General features: G+C 39.8%; 14 protein-coding genes. 10 read left to right on the top strand and 4 right to left on the bottom strand.

The window, feature by feature from the left end:
* Position 1 precedes the first annotated feature (1 nt).
* The 6 genes from ABVF55_RS05495 to ABVF55_RS05520 all read left to right on the top strand — a co-directional run bounded on the left by ABVF55_RS05495 (position 2) and on the right by ABVF55_RS05520 (position 8,323).
* Entirely contained in the window at positions 2-1,180 is a 1,179-nt protein-coding gene (locus ABVF55_RS05495) for a pyridoxal phosphate-dependent aminotransferase (RefSeq protein ID WP_045759526.1), read from the top strand.
* Between the two features lie 148 nt (positions 1,181-1,328).
* A complete protein-coding gene (gene asnS, locus ABVF55_RS05500) occupies positions 1,329-2,675 on the top strand; it encodes an asparagine--tRNA ligase (RefSeq protein ID WP_003007581.1) in 1,347 nt (448 codons plus the stop codon).
* A gap of 70 nt (positions 2,676-2,745) precedes the next feature.
* Positions 2,746-3,483: a DUF1003 domain-containing protein gene (locus ABVF55_RS05505; RefSeq protein ID WP_320909133.1), complete on the top strand. Its 738-nt coding sequence runs from the start codon at positions 2,746-2,748 to the stop codon at positions 3,481-3,483.
* A 58-nt stretch (positions 3,484-3,541) separates the two neighbouring features.
* Positions 3,542-4,741 (top strand): MFS transporter, encoded by a 1,200-nt coding sequence (locus ABVF55_RS05510; RefSeq protein ID WP_445285012.1) that lies wholly within the window; start codon positions 3,542-3,544, stop codon positions 4,739-4,741.
* Positions 4,742-4,856: 115 nt separating this feature from the next.
* Complete coding sequence (locus tag ABVF55_RS05515; RefSeq protein WP_445285013.1) at positions 4,857-6,584, top strand: ABC transporter ATP-binding protein; 1,728 nt, start codon at positions 4,857-4,859, stop codon at positions 6,582-6,584.
* On the top strand, positions 6,581-8,323 hold the full coding sequence (locus tag ABVF55_RS05520; RefSeq protein WP_445285014.1) for an ABC transporter ATP-binding protein: 1,743 nt from the start codon (positions 6,581-6,583) through the stop codon (positions 8,321-8,323). Before ABVF55_RS05515 ends, ABVF55_RS05520 begins: the two co-directional genes overlap by 4 nt.
* A gap of 406 nt (positions 8,324-8,729) precedes the next feature.
* Here the strand turns inward: ABVF55_RS05520 and ABVF55_RS05525 are convergent, their stop codons facing one another.
* Both ABVF55_RS05525 and ABVF55_RS05530 read right to left on the bottom strand, forming a co-directional pair.
* Complete coding sequence (locus ABVF55_RS05525; RefSeq protein WP_003007564.1) at positions 8,730-9,470, bottom strand: amino acid ABC transporter ATP-binding protein; 741 nt, start codon at positions 9,468-9,470, stop codon at positions 8,730-8,732.
* Positions 9,470-11,653, bottom strand: coding sequence for an amino acid ABC transporter substrate-binding protein/permease (locus ABVF55_RS05530; RefSeq protein WP_445285015.1), 2,184 nt, complete (start codon positions 11,651-11,653; stop codon positions 9,470-9,472). Before ABVF55_RS05530 ends, ABVF55_RS05525 begins: the two co-directional genes overlap by 1 nt.
* 263 nt (positions 11,654-11,916) lie before the next feature.
* Here ABVF55_RS05530 and ABVF55_RS05535 point away from each other — a divergent pair, with 263 nt between their 5' ends.
* Positions 11,917-12,855 carry a CPBP family intramembrane glutamic endopeptidase gene (locus ABVF55_RS05535; RefSeq protein WP_445285016.1) on the top strand — a complete coding sequence of 313 codons (939 nt, stop codon included), beginning with the start codon at positions 11,917-11,919 and terminating at the stop codon, positions 12,853-12,855.
* A gap of 102 nt (positions 12,856-12,957) precedes the next feature.
* Here the strand turns inward: ABVF55_RS05535 and ABVF55_RS05540 are convergent, their stop codons facing one another.
* On the bottom strand, positions 12,958-14,034 hold the full coding sequence (locus ABVF55_RS05540; protein WP_023918271.1) for a sensor histidine kinase: 1,077 nt from the start codon (positions 14,032-14,034) through the stop codon (positions 12,958-12,960).
* Entirely contained in the window at positions 14,019-14,690 is a 672-nt protein-coding gene (locus ABVF55_RS05545) for a response regulator transcription factor (RefSeq protein WP_031575109.1), read from the bottom strand. Before ABVF55_RS05545 ends, ABVF55_RS05540 begins: the two co-directional genes overlap by 16 nt.
* Before the next feature lie 158 nt (positions 14,691-14,848).
* Between ABVF55_RS05545 and ABVF55_RS05550 the strand changes: the two genes are divergently transcribed.
* From ABVF55_RS05550 to ABVF55_RS05560, 3 genes are read left to right on the top strand one after another with little or no spacing between them, the layout of a single operon-like run.
* Positions 14,849-15,559: an ABC transporter ATP-binding protein gene (locus tag ABVF55_RS05550; RefSeq protein WP_023918267.1), complete on the top strand. Its 711-nt coding sequence runs from the start codon at positions 14,849-14,851 to the stop codon at positions 15,557-15,559.
* 1 nt (position 15,560) lies between these two features.
* Entirely contained in the window at positions 15,561-16,370 is an 810-nt protein-coding gene (locus tag ABVF55_RS05555; RefSeq protein WP_445285647.1) for a hypothetical protein, read from the top strand.
* Positions 16,354-17,043 (top strand): hypothetical protein, encoded by a 690-nt coding sequence (locus ABVF55_RS05560; protein WP_445285017.1) that lies wholly within the window; start codon positions 16,354-16,356, stop codon positions 17,041-17,043. Before ABVF55_RS05555 ends, ABVF55_RS05560 begins: the two co-directional genes overlap by 17 nt.
* The last annotated feature ends 261 nt before the right edge of the window (positions 17,044-17,304 follow it).

The following is a 17,304-nucleotide window of genomic DNA, read 5'->3' on the forward strand; positions in this document are numbered from 1 at the left end:
TATGAAATTATCAAATCGTGTATTGGAAATGGAAGAAAGTGTGACCTTGGCTGCAAATGCGCGTGCCAAAGCTTTGGCAGCAGAAGGTCGTGATATCTTAAGTTTGACCCTGGGTCAACCTGACTTTGCGACTCCAAAAAATATTCAAGAAGCAGCAGTCGCATCCATCGAGGATGGTCGCGCTAGCTTTTATACGGTAGCATCTGGACTTCCAGAATTGAAGGATGCCATTAGCGACTATATGAAAGAGTTTTATGGCTATGCAGTGAACCGAAATGAGGTTGTGGTCGGTACTGGTGCTAAGTTTATCCTCTATGCCTTCTTTACTTCTGTCATCAATCCAGGTGATGAAGTCATCATTCCAACCCCTTGCTGGGTTTCTTATGTAGACCAGGTCAAGATGGTAGAAGGCACACCTGTTACTTTCCAAACAACAGAAGAAAATCACTTCAAGGCAACGGTTGAGCAACTGGAAGCAGCTCGGACAGACAAGACCAAGGTTGTCTTGCTGAATTCGCCATCCAATCCAACAGGAATGATCTACAGTAAAGAAGAACTCGAAGCAATCGGAAACTGGGCTGTCGAGCATGATATCTTGATTTTGGCAGACGATATCTATGGGCGATTAGTCTACAATGGCAATACCTTTACGCCCATTTCTAGCTTATCAGAAGCGATTCGCAAGCAAACCATCGTGATTAACGGAGTTTCTAAAACCTATGCTATGACTGGTTGGCGGGTTGGTTTTGCAGTGGGTGATCCTGAGATTATTGGAGCCATGGCCAAGGTGATCAGCCAAACAACTTCCAACTTAACAACCGTTTCCCAATATGCTGCAATCGAAGCTCTCACAGGAGACCAATCTTCTATTGAGATCATGCGTCAAGCTTTTGAGGAACGCTTGAATACTATTTATCCTTTGTTGAATGAAGTACCTGGTTTTGAAGCCATCAAACCTCAAGGAGCCTTCTATCTCTTCCCAAATGTCAAGAAGGCCATGGAGATGAAGGGCTATACGGATGTGACGGAATTTACCACTGCAATTTTAGAAGAAGCAGAGGTTGCTTTAGTAACGGGAGCTGGCTTTGGTGCCCCTGAAAATATTCGCTTGTCTTATGCGACAGATTTGGACACCCTGAAAGAGGCTGTTCGCCGACTCAAGGCCTTTATGGAAAAATAAAATCGCAAGATCCTTAGTAATGAGCTGAGGATCTTTTTCTTTAAAAAAAATCTGGTTTTCACAGGTAGAGCCTAGCACTGAAAGCCTTTTTATGATACAATTAAGAAGATAATGTCTTCGGACAAGTTTAACGAGAAAAGGAAGATGAATGATGACAAAACGGATTACTATCATCGAAGTAAAAGACTATGTTGGTCAAGAAGTGACCATCGGTGCTTGGGTGGCCAACAAATCAGGTAAAGGAAAAATTGCTTTCTTGCAATTGCGTGACGGGACTGCCTTTTTCCAAGGTGTGGCTTTTAAACCAAACTTTATCGAAAAATTCGGCGAAGAAGTGGGGCTTGAAAAATTTGACACCATCAAACGCTTGAGCCAAGAAACCTCTGTCTTTGTAACAGGGATTGTCAAAGAAGACGAGCGTTCTAAATTTGGTTACGAATTGGATATTACAGACATCGAAGTGATCGGTGAATCTCAAGATTACCCAATCACTCCTAAAGAACACGGGACAGACTTCTTGATGGACAACCGCCACTTGTGGTTGCGTTCACGCAAACAAGTCGCTGTCATGCAAATCCGTAATGCCATTATCTATGCAACTTATGAGTTCTTCGATAAGAACGGCTTCATGAAGTTTGATAGCCCAATTCTTTCAGGAAATGCGGCAGAAGATTCTACAGAACTTTTTGAAACAGACTACTTTGGAACACCAGCTTACTTGAGCCAATCAGGTCAGCTTTATCTCGAAGCTGGTGCTATGGCCCTTGGTCGCGTCTTTGACTTTGGACCAGTATTCCGTGCTGAAAAATCTAAGACTCGCCGTCACTTGACTGAGTTCTGGATGATGGACGCTGAGTACTCTTACTTGACACACGATGAATCACTTGACTTGCAAGAAGCTTATGTAAAAGCCCTTCTTCAAGGTGTTTTGGACCGTGCACCTCAAGCCTTGGAAACCTTGGAACGTGATACAGAGCTCTTGAAACGCTACATTGCTGAACCATTCAAACGGATCACTTATGATGAAGCCATTGATCTCTTGCAAGAGCATGAAAATGATGAAGATGCGGATTATGAGCATTTGGAACATGGTGATGACTTCGGCTCACCACATGAAACTTGGATTTCAAACCACTTTGGTGTGCCAACATTTGTCATGAACTACCCAGCAGCTATCAAGGCCTTCTACATGAAACCAGTTCCTGGAAATCCAGAGCGCGTGCTTTGTGCAGACTTGCTTGCTCCAGAAGGCTATGGAGAAATCATCGGTGGCTCTATGCGTGAGGAAGACTACGATGCCCTTGTTGCAAAAATGGATGAACTTGGCATGGATCGTACAGAGTATGAATTCTACCTTGATCTTCGTAAATACGGTACAGTCCCACACGGTGGCTTTGGTATCGGTATCGAGCGTATGGTAACCTTCGCGGCTGGTACAAAACACATTCGTGAAGCCATTCCATTCCCACGTATGTTGCACCGTATCAAACCTTAATAGACGTAAAAACGCCATTAGGCGTTTTTAACTTTTATATCTGCTCCTAAAAACTATGAAAGGAATTTCAATGCTGAAAATAGATATCATTGATGGGAAAGAATACGAGGATGGTCAGGGGTCTTTGATCGCAGATCTAGACCATAGCATTCAACAGATGCTCAAGACCTCCTACCCGGAAAGTCAAATGGATGATTTTATCACCTATAAAAATTTGAGCCAATATTGTATGGATTATCTTGGACAGATTATTGAGCGTGCCAATGATAAAAACGAAGCCATTAAACAGCAGGTGACAGGTGTCATGCCTGAAAGCGAGCGTCCCTTTAACGTTGAAGATCGCTTGACAGCCAGTTATACTTTTGGCCAACGTGTGGCGGATTCTGTTGCTCACTTTGGTGGTTCATGGACTTTTATCATTAGTTTTATCCTGATGATGGCTATTTGGATGTTGATTAATGTCTTGCATCCCTTTGGCTGGAATTTTGATCCTTACCCTTTCATCTTGCTCAATCTAGCACTTTCTACGATTGCGGCGATTCAAGCTCCTTTGATCATGATGAGCCAAAACCGGGCGGCAGATTACGATCGCTTGCAAGCGCGAAATGACTTTAACGTCAATATGGAGTCGGAAAGAGAAATTCGCTTGTTGCATACGAAGATTGACCATATGGTGCAACAAGACCAGACGGATTTACTGGAAATTCAAAAGTTGCAAACCGAATTGTTGGTGTCCTTGTCTAATCAAGTGGCCCAGCTGCGTCAAGAAATGAATCAAGAAAAAATGAAGGAGGTGGAGAAGATGTAGGCAAATCTAAGTAAGTCTTTTAGAAACACTTATATAATCTATTGAAAGAGGAAAAACAATGTTTAAAAGAACTTACAAACGCAATATTTCACTCCTAGCAGGTCTGGAATTTACATCTTATTTTGGAATCACCAGTTTTTGGATTCTCTTTTTTATTCAAAATGGTCTTTCTTTGCTTCAGATTGGTTTATTAGAGAGTATCTTTCATGGGACGAGTCTCTTGTGCGAGATTCCATCTGGTATGTTAGCCGATCGCTTTAGCTACAAGACCAATCTCTATTTGGCTCGCTTGTCTAGCATTGGATCTTCAATCTTGATTTTATTTGGTCAGGGGAATTTTTGGATCTATGCCATTGCTATGATGGTCAATGCTTGGTCTTATAATTTTGACTCGGGGACCAGTACCGCTTTCTTATTTGATTCAGCGGTAGAAGCAGGTCAAAAAGACCGTTATCTTCAGATTTCTAGCTTCTTGTCTGGTGTGGCCGAAGTCACCCGAACGTTAGGTACAGTCGTGGCAGGCTTCTTTATTCACGGAGCATTGGCTTGGACCTACTATATTTCCATTGGACTTTCCTTGCTTTCCATACTCTTGATTTTTCTCATGAAGGAGCCAGAGAGCAAGAGTGATGAACGAAGTCACTTGACCTTAAAGCGGATATTGGAGGTAGTGAAACAAGAATGGCAGGACAAACCAGTCTTGTTTTACTGGATGCTCACCTATCAGTTGGTAGGGACCATCATGTGTATGTTTTATTTTTACTACCAACAGAAAATCAGTGACTTAGCCAGTTGGCAAGTTTCGCTTATCATGTTAATTGGTAGTGGATTCAATCTCCTGGCGGTTTATTTGGCCAGTCAAATCGGGAAAAAATGGAATAGTAATCAAGTCTTTCCGATTCTGGTTGCACTGACTGGGTTGGCCTTGTTTTTGGTAGGTGTAAAGACTCCATTCGCCTATCTGTGTGTCTATCTCTTGACCAATGCTCTTTATGCCGTTTACCAACCCATCTACTACAATGATTTACAAGCATATCTGCCATCCAGTGTGCGAGCAACCATGCTGAGTATCAATTCGATGATGTTTAGTCTATCTATGATTGTCATTTTCCCACTGACCGGTTGGTTCATTGATAGCTTTGGCTTTGTAGCAGTCTTTCTTGTATTAGGCCTTATAACGCTTTTCTCTTTCCCTCTCTTGATGTTTGGGTTGGGGAAAATGGGCAAGACCTTAAGCAAGGTAACAAAGAAGGAATAAGATTTCTGACCTTTATCTGGTCAGTATTCAACTCTCTCTGCTCTGTAGGGAGAGTTTTTTCATCTTAAGAATTTGTGGTAAAATATGTATATCTATAAATAAAGAATCGAGTTGTATGAAATCATTATTGAAGTATTTTAAGGGCTATCTATGGGAAACTTTTCTAGGGCCCGTGTTTAAGCTTTTAGAAGCTATTTTTGAATTGTGTGTCCCCTTAATCATCGCCCACTTAGTCGATCAGGTCATTCCGAAAAAGGAAACGAGCGCAGTGGTGATGACGGTCGGTGTTTTGTTTTTATTTGCGAGCTTTGGTGTCGTCGTAGCTATTACAGCCCAGTATTTTTCTTCTAAGGCAGCAGTCGGCTTTACCCGCGAGATGACCAAGGATTTGTATGATAAGATCTTATCACTTCCAAAGGACAAGCGCGATAGGATCGGTACTTCTAGTTTGGTAACACGCCTTACCTCTGATACCTATCAAATCCAGGTTGGGATCAATCTCTTTTTGCGGCTTTTTTTGAGGGCACCGATTATTGTCTTTGGAGCTATCATCATGGCCTTCACCATCAGTCCTAAATTAACGCTTTGGTTCTTGGGGATGGTAGCGATTTTAACCCTGATTATTGTGATCATGTCACGGATTGTCAATCCGCTCTTTGCTAAGATTCGGAAAATCACAGACCGGATGGTTACGGTGACGCGTCAGCAATTTCAAGGGATGCGGGTGATTCGAGCCTTTGGACAAGATGATAGTGAATTAGAGGATTTTAGAGAGGTCAATCAGGACTACAAGATCTGGCAAATTCGCGCTGGTATCTGGTCTAGTTTGGTGAGCCCCTTGACCTTCCTTGTGGTCAATACGACCTTGGTTTGTGTCATTTGGCAAGGACAATTGAATATCTCTGCTGGTCTTTTAACCCAAGGGATGTTGGTCGCTTTGGTCAATTATTTATTACAAATTTTAACAGAATTGATCAAGCTGGCTATGCTGGTCACGTCTTTAAATGTCAGCTATATTTCAGCCAAGCGTGTCCAAGAGATTTTTGATTTGAAGGAAGAAGACCTCTTAGAAGCTTTGCCAGAAGAAACTGCAAGAGAGCAAGAAGCGATTAGCGCCCAGAAAGTTTCTTTCACTTATCCAACGGCTTCAAACCCAGCTCTAGAAAATATTTCCTTTGATCTGGATCATGGACAGATGTTGGGAATTATCGGTGGTACAGGATCTGGGAAGTCTACCCTGGTTCAGTTATTGAGTCATTTGTATGCCGTGAGTCAGGGAAAATTAGCCCTCTTTCATCAAGGTCACTCTCCTAAAACTCTTAAGGAGTGGCGGGAGTGGGTAGCTCTTGTCCCACAGAAGGCAGAGCTCTTTAGAGGGACTATCCGCTCGAATCTCTTACTAGGGATGGAAGAAAATCTATCGGATGATGATTTGTGGTGGGCCCTAGAAACAGCTCAGGCGGCTGATTTTGTCCGTGAAAAAGAAGGACAACTCGATGGGCAAGTGGAAGCCTTTGGTCGAAATTTCTCAGGTGGGCAACGTCAGCGTTTGACCATTGCGCGTGCCCTTTTGAAGAAGGCTCCTTTCTTGATTTTGGATGATTCAACTTCTGCCTTGGATTATTTGACGGAAGCACGTCTCTTAAAATCGATAAAAGAAGAATTGAGTGATACGAGTTTGATCCTAGTATCTCAACGAACCAATAGTCTCAAGTCTGCTGATCAGATTTTAGTCTTGAACAAGGGTCATCAAGTAGGACTGGGAAATCATGATTTCCTCTTGTCTACCAATGAGATTTATCAAGAAATTCATTATTCACAACACGGGAGGGAGGAAGCATGAGTCAAAAACGTTCTAGTTATGTAAAACGTCTGTTTAGAGATTTTGCCAACCATCCCGGGCTCCTGATTCTAGCTAGTCTTGGAACCATCGCTCAAGTGGCCTTAACGGTCTGGTTACCGATCCTGATCGGACATGCGGTTGATTTAGTCATCAATCCTCAAGGGATGAAAGTCTTATGGCCTGTTTTGATCCAAATGGTTCTGGTCATTGTGGCCAATACCTTGATCCAATGGATCAATCCTCTTGTCTACAATCAATTGGTCTATCGTTTTAGCCAAAGCCTAAGAGCAGAAGTGATGGAAAAAGTACACCGATTACCATTGTCTTATCTAGATAAACAAGGAAGCGGGGACTTCGTCAGTCGCCTCACGACCGATGTAGAGCAACTCAACAGTGGTCTTCTGATGGTCTTTAACCAGTTCTTTGTTGGCCTCTTAACCATTCTTGTCACTATCGTGACCATGGCAGAATTGGATTTCTTTATGATGGTGGCGGTTCTGGTCTTGACTCCTTTATCCCTGTTGATTGCTCGTTTTATTGCCAAGCGTTCTTATATGCTTTTCCAAAAGCAGACCAAGGCGCGTGGTCTTCAAACTCAGTTGATCGAAGAGTCCTTGACCCAGGAAAGTTTGATCCAGTCCTTTAATGCTCAGGATCAATTCCGTACGGCTTTTAAAGGGACTAATGAAAGCTATGCCAATTATTCCCAATCCGCTGTCTTTTATTCTTCAACTGTCAACCCTGCCACTCGCTTTGTGAATGCCTTGATTTATGCAGTAGTGGCTGGATTTGGTGCTGTACGCATTATTTCGGGATCTCACTTTACTGTTGGTCAATTGGTGACCTTCCTCAATTATGTCAACCAATACACCAAGCCCTTTAATGATATCTCCTCTGTCTTGTCAGAACTCCAAAGTGCCCTTGCCTGTGCAGAGCGCTTGTACAGCGTCTTGGATCAAGCTGAGGTCGAAGAGACGGGGCAACGGGTTCTGGAAAGTCAGGATGTCAAAGGTGCGATTGGTTTTGAGCATGTCTCATTTGGCTATGATTTGGGGAGGACCTTGATCAAAGATTTAACCATTCAGGTTCCAGCTGCCAGTAAAGTGGCCATTGTAGGGCCTACAGGAGCAGGAAAATCGACCTTGATTAATCTGCTCATGCGTTTCTACCCTGTTAATTCTGGAGAGATCACGATTGATGGGGTGCCAATTACGGACTACACCCGTGCTTCTTACCGCCATCAGTTTGGCATGGTTCTACAAGAAACCTGGCTCAAGGTTGGGACCATTCATGAAAATATCGCTTTTTCTCGTCCAGATGCGACCAGAGAAGAAGTGATAGAAGCAGCCAAAGCAGCCAATGCGGATTTCTTTATCCGGCAGTTGCCACAAGGGTATGATACTTATCTTTCAGATGCTGGAGAGTCTTTGTCCCAAGGTCAACGTCAACTTTTAACGATTGCGCGTGTTTTCCTTTCGGTTCCTAAGATTTTGATCTTGGATGAGGCGACATCGTCTATTGATACTCGGACTGAGGTCTTGATTCAAGATGCCTTTCATCAGCTTATGAAGGGACGGACCAGCTTCATCATTGCCCACCGCTTATCGACCATTCAAAATGCCGATATGATCCTTGTCATGGTGGATGGCGATATTGTTGAGCATGGCACTCATGAAGAGCTAATGCAAGCACAAGGTGTTTACTACAAGATGCAGACAGCTCAGCAACAGATTAGTTAATATGAAAAGCATTTTCAGATTTGAAAATGCTTAGATTGAAGATAAAGACATATTCAAAACTTTCCTTAGGTGAGTACGGACGTTAGGTGAAATTATCCAGTGGATGATTTCAGCAATCCAGGAAGTTCCATGACTTAGTTTTGAACCTAAAGTTTCAAAACTCCCGAGTGCTAGAAACTGATTTGTTTCTAGCACTTTTCTCACAGCGGAAAGTTTCAATATTTTCTTGATTCATTTTAAAAATTAAAATCATTGTTGTTCCTTTTAGAAACGCTTTACTTATTTTATTTTAAAATAGTTAGTCCGCATTCTAAGCATTTTCAGGTTTGAAAATTCTTTTTTAGTCTAAAAAAAACATCTAGCAATTTTGCTAGATGCTTCAAAAACTACTCGTTAGTTTATCTTTTTAAACGTTTAAAACCTTATCCAAGAATTCTTTCAAACGTGGGTGTTGGGGGTTATCGAAAATTTGGTCTGGTTTGCCGTCTTCGAGGAATTCACCATCTGCGGTGAAGATGACGCGGTTGGCTACTTGGCGGGCAAATCCCATCTCGTGGGTAACAATGATCATGGTCATCCCTTGCTCTGCCAACTCTTTCATAACGTTCAATACATCTCCAACCATTTCAGGGTCAAGGGCAGAAGTCGGTTCGTCAAAGAGCATAATATCAGGATTCATGGCGAGTCCACGGGCAATGGCCACACGTTGTTTTTGACCACCGGAAAGGCTGTTTGGATTGGCATCGGCTTTATCTGCGAGACCAACTTTTTCCAATAATTCCATCCCGACTTTTTGAGCTTCTTCGCGAGTCATCAGTTTGTGCTCTACTGGCGCAAACATAATGTTTTCTAGGACGCTCATGTGAGGGAAGAGGTTGAAGTGTTGGAAAACCATCCCGATATTTTCACGGACCAAATCAACATTGGTTTTTGGATCGGTTAGATCATATCCATTTACGGTAATTTGACCTTTTGTAACTTCTTCGAGGAGATTAAGACTCCGAAGGAAGGTCGATTTACCAGAACCGGACGGTCCGATAATACAGACCACATCCCCTTCGTAGAATTTTGTTGAGATTCCTTTTAAGACCTCATTTTCACCGTAGTATTTGTGGAGGTCATGGACATCAATTTTTAATTTAGCCATTAGTTAACCTTCTTTTCTAATTTTTTTGCAAATCGTGTTAGCAAGGTGATAATCACAAGGTAGAAAACGGCAAGGATAGCATACATCTTGAAACTTTGATAGTTTCGAGCAATGATGATCTTACCAGTTTGGAAGAGTTCGACCAATCCGATCGCAGAAACGATCGTCGTATCTTTCAGCGCAATGACGAATTGGTTCACAAAGTTTGGAAGCATGAGTTTGGTTGCTTGTGGCAAGATGATCTTACGCATGGTCTTGCCATAAGAGATTCCAAGGCTTCGGCTGGCTTCCATCTGTCCAATCGGTACAGCCTGGATCCCCCCACGGACAATTTCTGCGATATAAGCAGCAGCATTGAGGGAGAGGGCGATGGTACCTGCGACAAAGTCATTGATTGGGGATTGATGACCTGTGATAGATTCAATCAAGTTTGGAATTCCCCAGAAGATGAAGGCAGCAAGGATCATCAATGGGATCCCACGAATAACATCGACAAAGATTTCTGCTGTCCAGCGGAGCCATTTATAAGGGCTAACACTAAACATCCCAAAGATAACACCGATCACCATAGCAATCGCGAAAGAGAGAAGTGCAAGGGCAAGGGTTACACCCAAACCACTTAGCAATTGTTTGTAGTTGTTTTGGAGCAAGCCCCAGATTGTTGTTTCATCTACGGCTGTACTTGAAGTACTTGATTTGCTATCTGACTTAAGATATTTATCGAGAATCTTTTGGTATTGGCCATTTTTCTTCAAGTTTGCAAGACCGTTATTGAACATCTCGATCAATTCAGGATTTTCACCTTTTTTAACGGCAAATGCTAGTTGACCACTTGGAGTTCCTTCGATAGGTGTTTTGAATTTACGTCCTTGTTTAATAGCGTATTTGATGACGGGTTCGTCATCCATAATCGCAGCGACAGAACCAGAATTCAAACTGTCGTACATAGAAGCCCCGTCAGAGAACGTTTTGATCTTGTAGCCATATTTATTTTTATTCTTTTCAAGGAAGGTTTGCGATGCAGTTCCGTTTTTAACACCGACCGTCTTACCTTTTAAGTCATCGTAAGAATCAATCTTGCTATCCTTTTGGACTGCAAGAATAGAGTTAGCAGTATAATATGGTTCAGAAAAATCAAATGTTTCTTTCCGAGCATCGGTCACGGTCATCCCTGCGATCATTCCTTGCGCATGACCAGATTGGACATCACTTACCGCAGCGTCAAATCCAGGGTTATCAATTTCAATGGTAAATCCTTGGTCTTTGGCAATGGCCTTGATCAAGTCCATATCGATCCCTGTATACTTATTTTTCCTATTTTGGAAGACAAATGGTGCAAAAGATGAGTCACTTGAGATACTATATGTTGACTTTTTAGGCGTTGCTTTTTGTCCAGCAGGAGTAGTTGTTGTTGGAACAGCACTGTTAGCAGTTGATTGGCTTTCACCGGTCCATTTCTTGATGATCTCATCAAGTGTTCCATCAGCTTTCATTTGAGCGAGGGCCTTGTTAAATTCAGTGATCAACTTTTCATGATTTCCACCTTTTTTAACACCAAAGGCAAAGCCACCGACTGCTTCCCCGTCCATATTGATAGCTAGGTCCTGACCCTTTTGGATGGCATATTGAATGACGGGTTGATCATCCATGACCGCATCCACTGCACCAGCTGTTAAACTGTTGTACATGAGATCACCCGTATCAAAAGTCTTGATCTTGTAGCCGTATTTGTCCTTGTTTTTATCGAGGAAGCGTTGAGCTGCAGTACCGTTTTTGACACCGACGGTCTTCCCTTTTAATTGGCTGTACTTCGTGATTTTGTCAGCTTTCTTCGTCGCAATGACAACTTTTGTATCGTAGTAAGTATCAGACATGGTGAAGACTTTTTCACGTTCAGTTGTTTTGGTCATTCCGGCCATAATGGCATCTGCTTGACCAGCTTGGACAGCATTGACTGCAGCATCAAATCCAGGGAAGGATTTATCTAAATCCCAGCCATTGATTTCAGCGACCTTGTCCAAGATTTCTACGTCAATTCCTTTATAGGTTTGATCTGAATCTTTAAATTCAAATGGTGCATAAGCTGTGTCGAAAACGACCTTGATCGTCTCAGCATGAGCATGACCAGCGAATGCTACCAGTGGAAATAAGAAAAGCAAATAGGCTAGTAATTTTTTCTTCATTTCTGTCTCCTTTTTCTTCATTTCTCTTTGGGTGTTTGACCCATGAGTGCATTGACCAAAGGATGGCCTGAAAAAACAAAACATTCATACCAAATAGAGTATGAATGATTTTATGTTTTTCTATAAAAGCTATTATATCAGAAAAGTATCAGTTTAGCAAGAAAAATCAGCTTTCGATGTTAGGTTTTCTGACATGAGGTGGTGTTGCAGGTCTGGATTTTCTTTGCTACAATGGACCTATTCAGATAAATGGAGGTTACTAGATGAAGAAAGGGTTGATCATTCAAGGTATCAAAACGAAAACTTCTGTGTCAGTTTTCGTTTCTACACTATTCTACGTGTTTTTAGCTTCCTTCTTTATAGAAGGGGGACTATGGCTCAGTAGTGAATTGGTGGGACCATTTTCCACTGCAATAAGTTATCTAACCGAGTTCTTCTCACCAGGAAATGGGGTTGCAAGTATTCAAGAGTTTTTCTTCCATTATATTCTCTATTATGAGCTCTTCAGTTTTGTATTTATTCTCTTACTCTTTATTGTTTGGGTGAAAGTAATAGAGAAGAATTCCTTATCAAGCTTAGGTTTTGTAAAAAGAAATTGGCTCAAGTATCTAGGTTGGGGGATCTTGCTTTCCCTTCTTCAAATGGGAATGATTGCCCTTGTCTACCAAGTGGGCGGAATTGGGACTTTTGAGCTAAATGAATTAAGTTTAGAACCCATCCTCTTTATTCTAGGTTTATTCCCATTTTGGCTCCTCCAAGGAGGGACGGAAGAAGTAGCGACGCGGGGTTGGCTCCTGACTCGGATTGCTGCAAGAAGCAATCTTCCCTTAGCAATCGCGATTTCTAGTAGTCTCTTTGGCATTCTGCATATGGGTAATGCAGGAGTGACCTTCTTATCCGTTCTGAATATCATCCTTGATGGGGTGCTAGCTGGTCTGCTTTTTATCTATACCGATAGTATCTGGCTTGTAGTCGCCCAACACGGGACTTGGAACTATGTACAAGGAAATCTCCTTGGTTTTCAAGTCAGTGGGACGGGGGCAGATGCCTCTATCTTCAGCTTTACCATGGGGTCAGGACCTGACTGGCTGACCGGAGGGGCATTTGGAGCGGAAGGATCGATCATCACAACTCTGGTTCTTCTATTATCCGTCCTGATTGTTTACCTCTTAGGGGAAAGAAATGAAAGAGCTGTTGAATAATAAGTGTGAAATGGCTGATAGTCATATAAGAAAAAGACAAACACCAAAAATGACGTTTGTCTGCCTTCTGAGTCGAACACATATTGATGAGTTCGGCTTTTTCTATATAATAATGGGAATGATTAGCTTGACTTGTGCACCATTATGAATATTTTCTAAATGCATAGTTCCATTATGAAGTTTCATGACGCGTTTCACGAAAGATAAACCAAGTCCAAAGTGACTTTCTTGAGAGGGTGTTCTTGCTTGGTCCTCTTTATAGAAAAGATTTCCAGCATGGTGTAATACATTTTTTGAAAAAGTAGATTGATTATTCCATATGGTTAGAACTAATCGATTATTTTCTTGTGACATTGTTAGCTGGATCTTTGCATCATTTTCTTTTTGATGTTGTATTGCATTATTAATAATATTGGTGATTGCTCGAAAAAATAGATTGGAATGAATGGCAATTTGTGTTGATGGAGTTACTGTATTTGAAAAAACAAATTGTGTACTTCTAGGGAGTAACGGAGTAATATGTTCCTTCAATTGATGAGTTAATTGTTGAATCGATATATTTTCAAGTTGAATATCATGGTCGTAAAAGGTCTTGGAATATTGGATAAAGTGGTTAAAATAATCGTTTAACTGAATGCTTGCTTGCTCAAGATCTTTTAGACATTCCATTGTTTGAGGTGTTTGCTCAGTGGATTGTAAGAATTCAGCATTTCCTCTGATAACAGTTAGAGGGCTACGAAGATCATGTGCAGCGCTAGATACTTGAAACATGAGTTCTTTTTTTTGATCTTTTTCATTTTGAATTCTATTTTTTATATCAGATTGCATTTTTTCAATCAGATCGTTTGTTTCAATGAATTCTTTAATCTGCAAATGGTGATGTTCATTTTTGGTGAAATATAGTCCACTATGATAAACCATGTTCATTTCTTTTTGAATCTTGGTTAATAATTGTCTAATATTTATTACAATGATAAAAATTAAAATGATGCAAAGATAAATCCAAGAACTGACGCTAAAAAATAAAGCAAAGCGATTAGCATTTTTCTCATTGATTCCAGATACAGAAGATAGAAGAGCTGGAACTATGTAAAAAAGTATCAGACATAGAAGAAATTGCCAAATGATTTTAAGGTAGGTACGCTTAATGAGTTGCTTGATTGTCAATTCTTTTTCCATTTGTATCCTCCTCCCCATACTGTTTTGATGGGATCAATTTGATGAATCTTAAATTTTTGTCTGATTTGATAGATGTATTCAGTAATGGATCGTAGTTGTGCATCAGAGTCTACAGGATAAAGATAATTGTAAAGTTCTTCTATGCTAAATATTCGGTTTTCATTTTTTGCTAAAAGATAAAGTAAATCAAACTCTCGCTTGGTTAATGAAATTCTCTTTGATTGATAATAAACTTCTTGACTATCTCGATAAAAAGTTATATTTGAATCCATCTCTTCTTTAGAGGCGTTGTGAGATCTTTCTTCCCTCCGAAGATGCATTTGAATTCTTGCAATCAATTCCTTTATGCTGAATGGTTTTGTGATGTAATCATCGGCTCCGGCTTGTATTCCTTTTAGTAAATCTTCTTCAAAATCTTTAGCTGTTAGAAATAGAATTGGAGTAGTAATTTGTGAACGAATGGAACGACAGATTTCTAAACCAGAAATAGGCATCATGACGTCAAGTAAAATTAGATCGAATCCAGTAAAGTCACAGATATTAATCTCCTCTATATTTTTACGAGTTTCCACGTGAAAGTTGTTCGCTTTTAATGTATTCGCTATTAATCGTAAGATTTTTTCATCATCGTCAATGGCTAAAATTTTATACTTCATAGTTCCTCCAATTATATGAGCATATTATAGCAAATCTAGAATGCAATTTGTTGAAAATGAAAAAAATAATTATTCTGAGAATTTCCTGATTTTCTCCTGTTATACTTGCTCCAAGTGAAGGTGGAATTTCACTAAAAGTCAGAAAGGAAAAAGAATGAATGATAACAATTCAAAAGCTACATAAGGAATATAATAATAAAATTGTCCTTCAAAACGTGTCTTTCAAAGCCAAAAAAGGTGAGATTACCGGATTGATTGGACCGAATGGATCTGGAAAATCAACTTTAATTAGAATTTTACTTGGTTTAGAAAATAGTCAAATGGGAATGGCGTTGATCGATGGAAAAAAATACTCTCAATTGGGAGATAATCCTTTTTGTATTGTTGGATCATTCCTAGATAGTTGTCAACCTTATCCAACTAGAACAGGATTTCAGCATCTTCGGTGGATTGGCTTGGCTTGTGGCGTTGACAAAAATAGGTGCAACGAATGTTTAGAGTTGGTGGGGTTAAGTGAAGCTAAAAATAAAAAAGTAAAAGACTATTCATTAGGAATGAAGCAACGTCTTGGTTTAGCAACAGCCTTATTAGCAAATCCTGACATCTTAATTTTAGATGAACCAATCAATGGACTAGATCCAGAAGGAATACGCTGGGTACGCAATTTTTTGCAGTCTTTTGTCAATGAAGGTAAGACTGTATTAATGACAAGTCATTATATGAGTGAGTTAGAATTAACTGTAGATCATTTGGTTGGGATTTCTAATGGGAAGATTGTTATTGATGCTCCTACCAAAGACATTTTGAAACAGTTTGGATCTTTTGAGGAGGCATATTTTAAGGCACTCGAAGGGAAAGAAGGTGAATAATATGTTGAAGCGTTCCTTTTTTAGTGACCTCTATAAATATTGTAGTTTACCTACTTTTAAATTCACTTTTTTTCTTATTTTGGGAGTCAGCATATTTTTTTCAATTCAAAATATCCAGGTGATAAATGCCTTAGCAGAAGGAAATGGCCAAGCGGTTAACCTTGATCCATCTATGTTCTCATCGAATCCAGTGTATACAGTCAGGGATGCTCTCTTATCTTCACCCTACCAAGCAAGTGTTATTTTCTTGCCAATTCTTGTTTCACTTGTTTATTCAACCCATTATCAATTTGGTGATGATTTTTTTAGCCAGTTATTGATTCCTAACTGGAAAGTTCGTCTTACTGGGTTTATTGCAAGTTCGATTGTCCTATCGTTACTCTCTACTTTAATATTTTCTATAGTAAACGCTGTTATTTTATTCGTTTTTCTAGATTCAACTCTAAAGAATTTTTTAGAATTGACATTGTTTTTAGACGTCACGGTAAGAGTTATGATATTTGCAATCGTTCTTACTTTATTAGCTTTACTTTTCGTAATCGTAACGAAAAAATCAATGACTGCATTAATTGCAGACGTTTTATTATTGGTAATCACCTTATCAGGTATTCTAAGAGGAATTTCTTCTAACATAGAGAATCTGTTACCTTTGATTGGGGCTAAATCATTTGCTTTTGGTCGAATTGAAGGGACTCAAATGAGTCAATTGTATGGATTTACTCTTCTAGTTGTTGAAGGAGTCGTATTCTTAGTATTGATAATTGTTGTAGAAAAGATTCGAATGGGGAGGAAGAATGGCAAGTTTATTTAGAAGTCTTATCATCAAAAAATATAGTTTAAAACCCGTGAAGTACCAGATAACTATACAGTCATTTTTGATAGGTTTTGTGTGTCTTTTAAGTGTTTTACCAGTTACAATCAATGATACTGTTGTACAATTATCTATAAAGCAAGCTCTTGTTTTTGCCTCAATGCTCTCTGTTAGTATAGGGTGTGTTAATGCATTTGTTGAGTTACAATCACACGAAACAAAACTAGTTTATTTGGTAAGTGGAAAAAGGATCTTAAGTTCAATTAGGATCCTGTTCGTAGAGTTATGTGATGTAGTACTACAATCAACCTTGTATTTCATTGTATTGCTTATATGGTTTCATTTTTTTAGTAGCGAAAATGGTGTCAGTTTAGAACTTTTCAGTTTCTATTTGATTGGCTCCATCCAATATTTTTTGATTTCTTACTTCTTAAGTTATTTTTTCAAAAGTCCAATGGGGAGTTTAGCTATTTTGCTGCTATTTCCTATTTTGGTACAACCTTTCATAGAAAGAGTAGTGGAACCAATGACTAGTTATCTATTTTACAATATTATTGCGGATACAATACTAGGGAGAGCTTCCTATTTGCAACTCTGTATTTACGTTATTGGATTTGTATGTTCACTCGGTGCAACACTCTACTTCTTGGTAAGGAATCAAGAAGTTAAGTAGTAAATAAAAAGATACTGATGAGCAAACTTGCTACTTCTGTAAGTCATTGACGTTGATGTTTATTACGTATTGCATGGTTTTAGAATAAAAGACAAGACTTTCGAAGTAATTGCGAGAGTCTTGTTTAGTTTTTATGCTAATGAGTGTCCAATTAATTAGATTGTAATTCGCTCATGTACCAATTTAATGGATCGTTCTGTAACATGTTGTTTTCTCTCTTCATTCCTCATCTCAGAGAATTCTGGTGATTTATGGTAAAAT

The organism is Streptococcus sp. KHUD_012, from assembly GCF_052588255.1.

Bases quoted from the DNA above. Each gene is read 5' to 3' on its own strand.
- ABVF55_RS05515 (WP_445285013.1), top strand. From the start codon at position 4,857: ATGAAATCATTATTGAAGTATTTTAAGGGCTATCTATGGGAAACTTTT.
- ABVF55_RS05495 (WP_045759526.1), top strand. From the start codon at position 2: ATGAAATTATCAAATCGTGTATTGGAAATGGAAGAAAGTGTGACCTTG.
- ABVF55_RS05520 (WP_445285014.1), top strand. From the start codon at position 6,581: ATGAGTCAAAAACGTTCTAGTTATGTAAAACGTCTGTTTAGAGATTTT.
- ABVF55_RS05530 (WP_445285015.1), bottom strand. From the start codon at position 11,653: ATGAAGAAAAAATTACTAGCCTATTTGCTTTTCTTATTTCCACTGGTA.
- asnS (WP_003007581.1), top strand. From the start codon at position 1,329: ATGATGACAAAACGGATTACTATCATCGAAGTAAAAGACTATGTTGGT.
- ABVF55_RS05505 (WP_320909133.1), top strand. From the start codon at position 2,746: ATGCTGAAAATAGATATCATTGATGGGAAAGAATACGAGGATGGTCAG.
- ABVF55_RS05525 (WP_003007564.1), bottom strand. From the start codon at position 9,470: ATGGCTAAATTAAAAATTGATGTCCATGACCTCCACAAATACTACGGT.
- ABVF55_RS05560 (WP_445285017.1), top strand. From the start codon at position 16,354: ATGGCAAGTTTATTTAGAAGTCTTATCATCAAAAAATATAGTTTAAAA.
- ABVF55_RS05555 (WP_445285647.1), top strand. From the start codon at position 15,561: ATGTTGAAGCGTTCCTTTTTTAGTGACCTCTATAAATATTGTAGTTTA.
- ABVF55_RS05545 (WP_031575109.1), bottom strand. From the start codon at position 14,690: ATGAAGTATAAAATTTTAGCCATTGACGATGATGAAAAAATCTTACGA.
- ABVF55_RS05535 (WP_445285016.1), top strand. From the start codon at position 11,917: ATGAAGAAAGGGTTGATCATTCAAGGTATCAAAACGAAAACTTCTGTG.
- ABVF55_RS05550 (WP_023918267.1), top strand. From the start codon at position 14,849: ATGATAACAATTCAAAAGCTACATAAGGAATATAATAATAAAATTGTC.
- ABVF55_RS05510 (WP_445285012.1), top strand. From the start codon at position 3,542: ATGTTTAAAAGAACTTACAAACGCAATATTTCACTCCTAGCAGGTCTG.
- ABVF55_RS05540 (WP_023918271.1), bottom strand. From the start codon at position 14,034: ATGGAAAAAGAATTGACAATCAAGCAACTCATTAAGCGTACCTACCTT.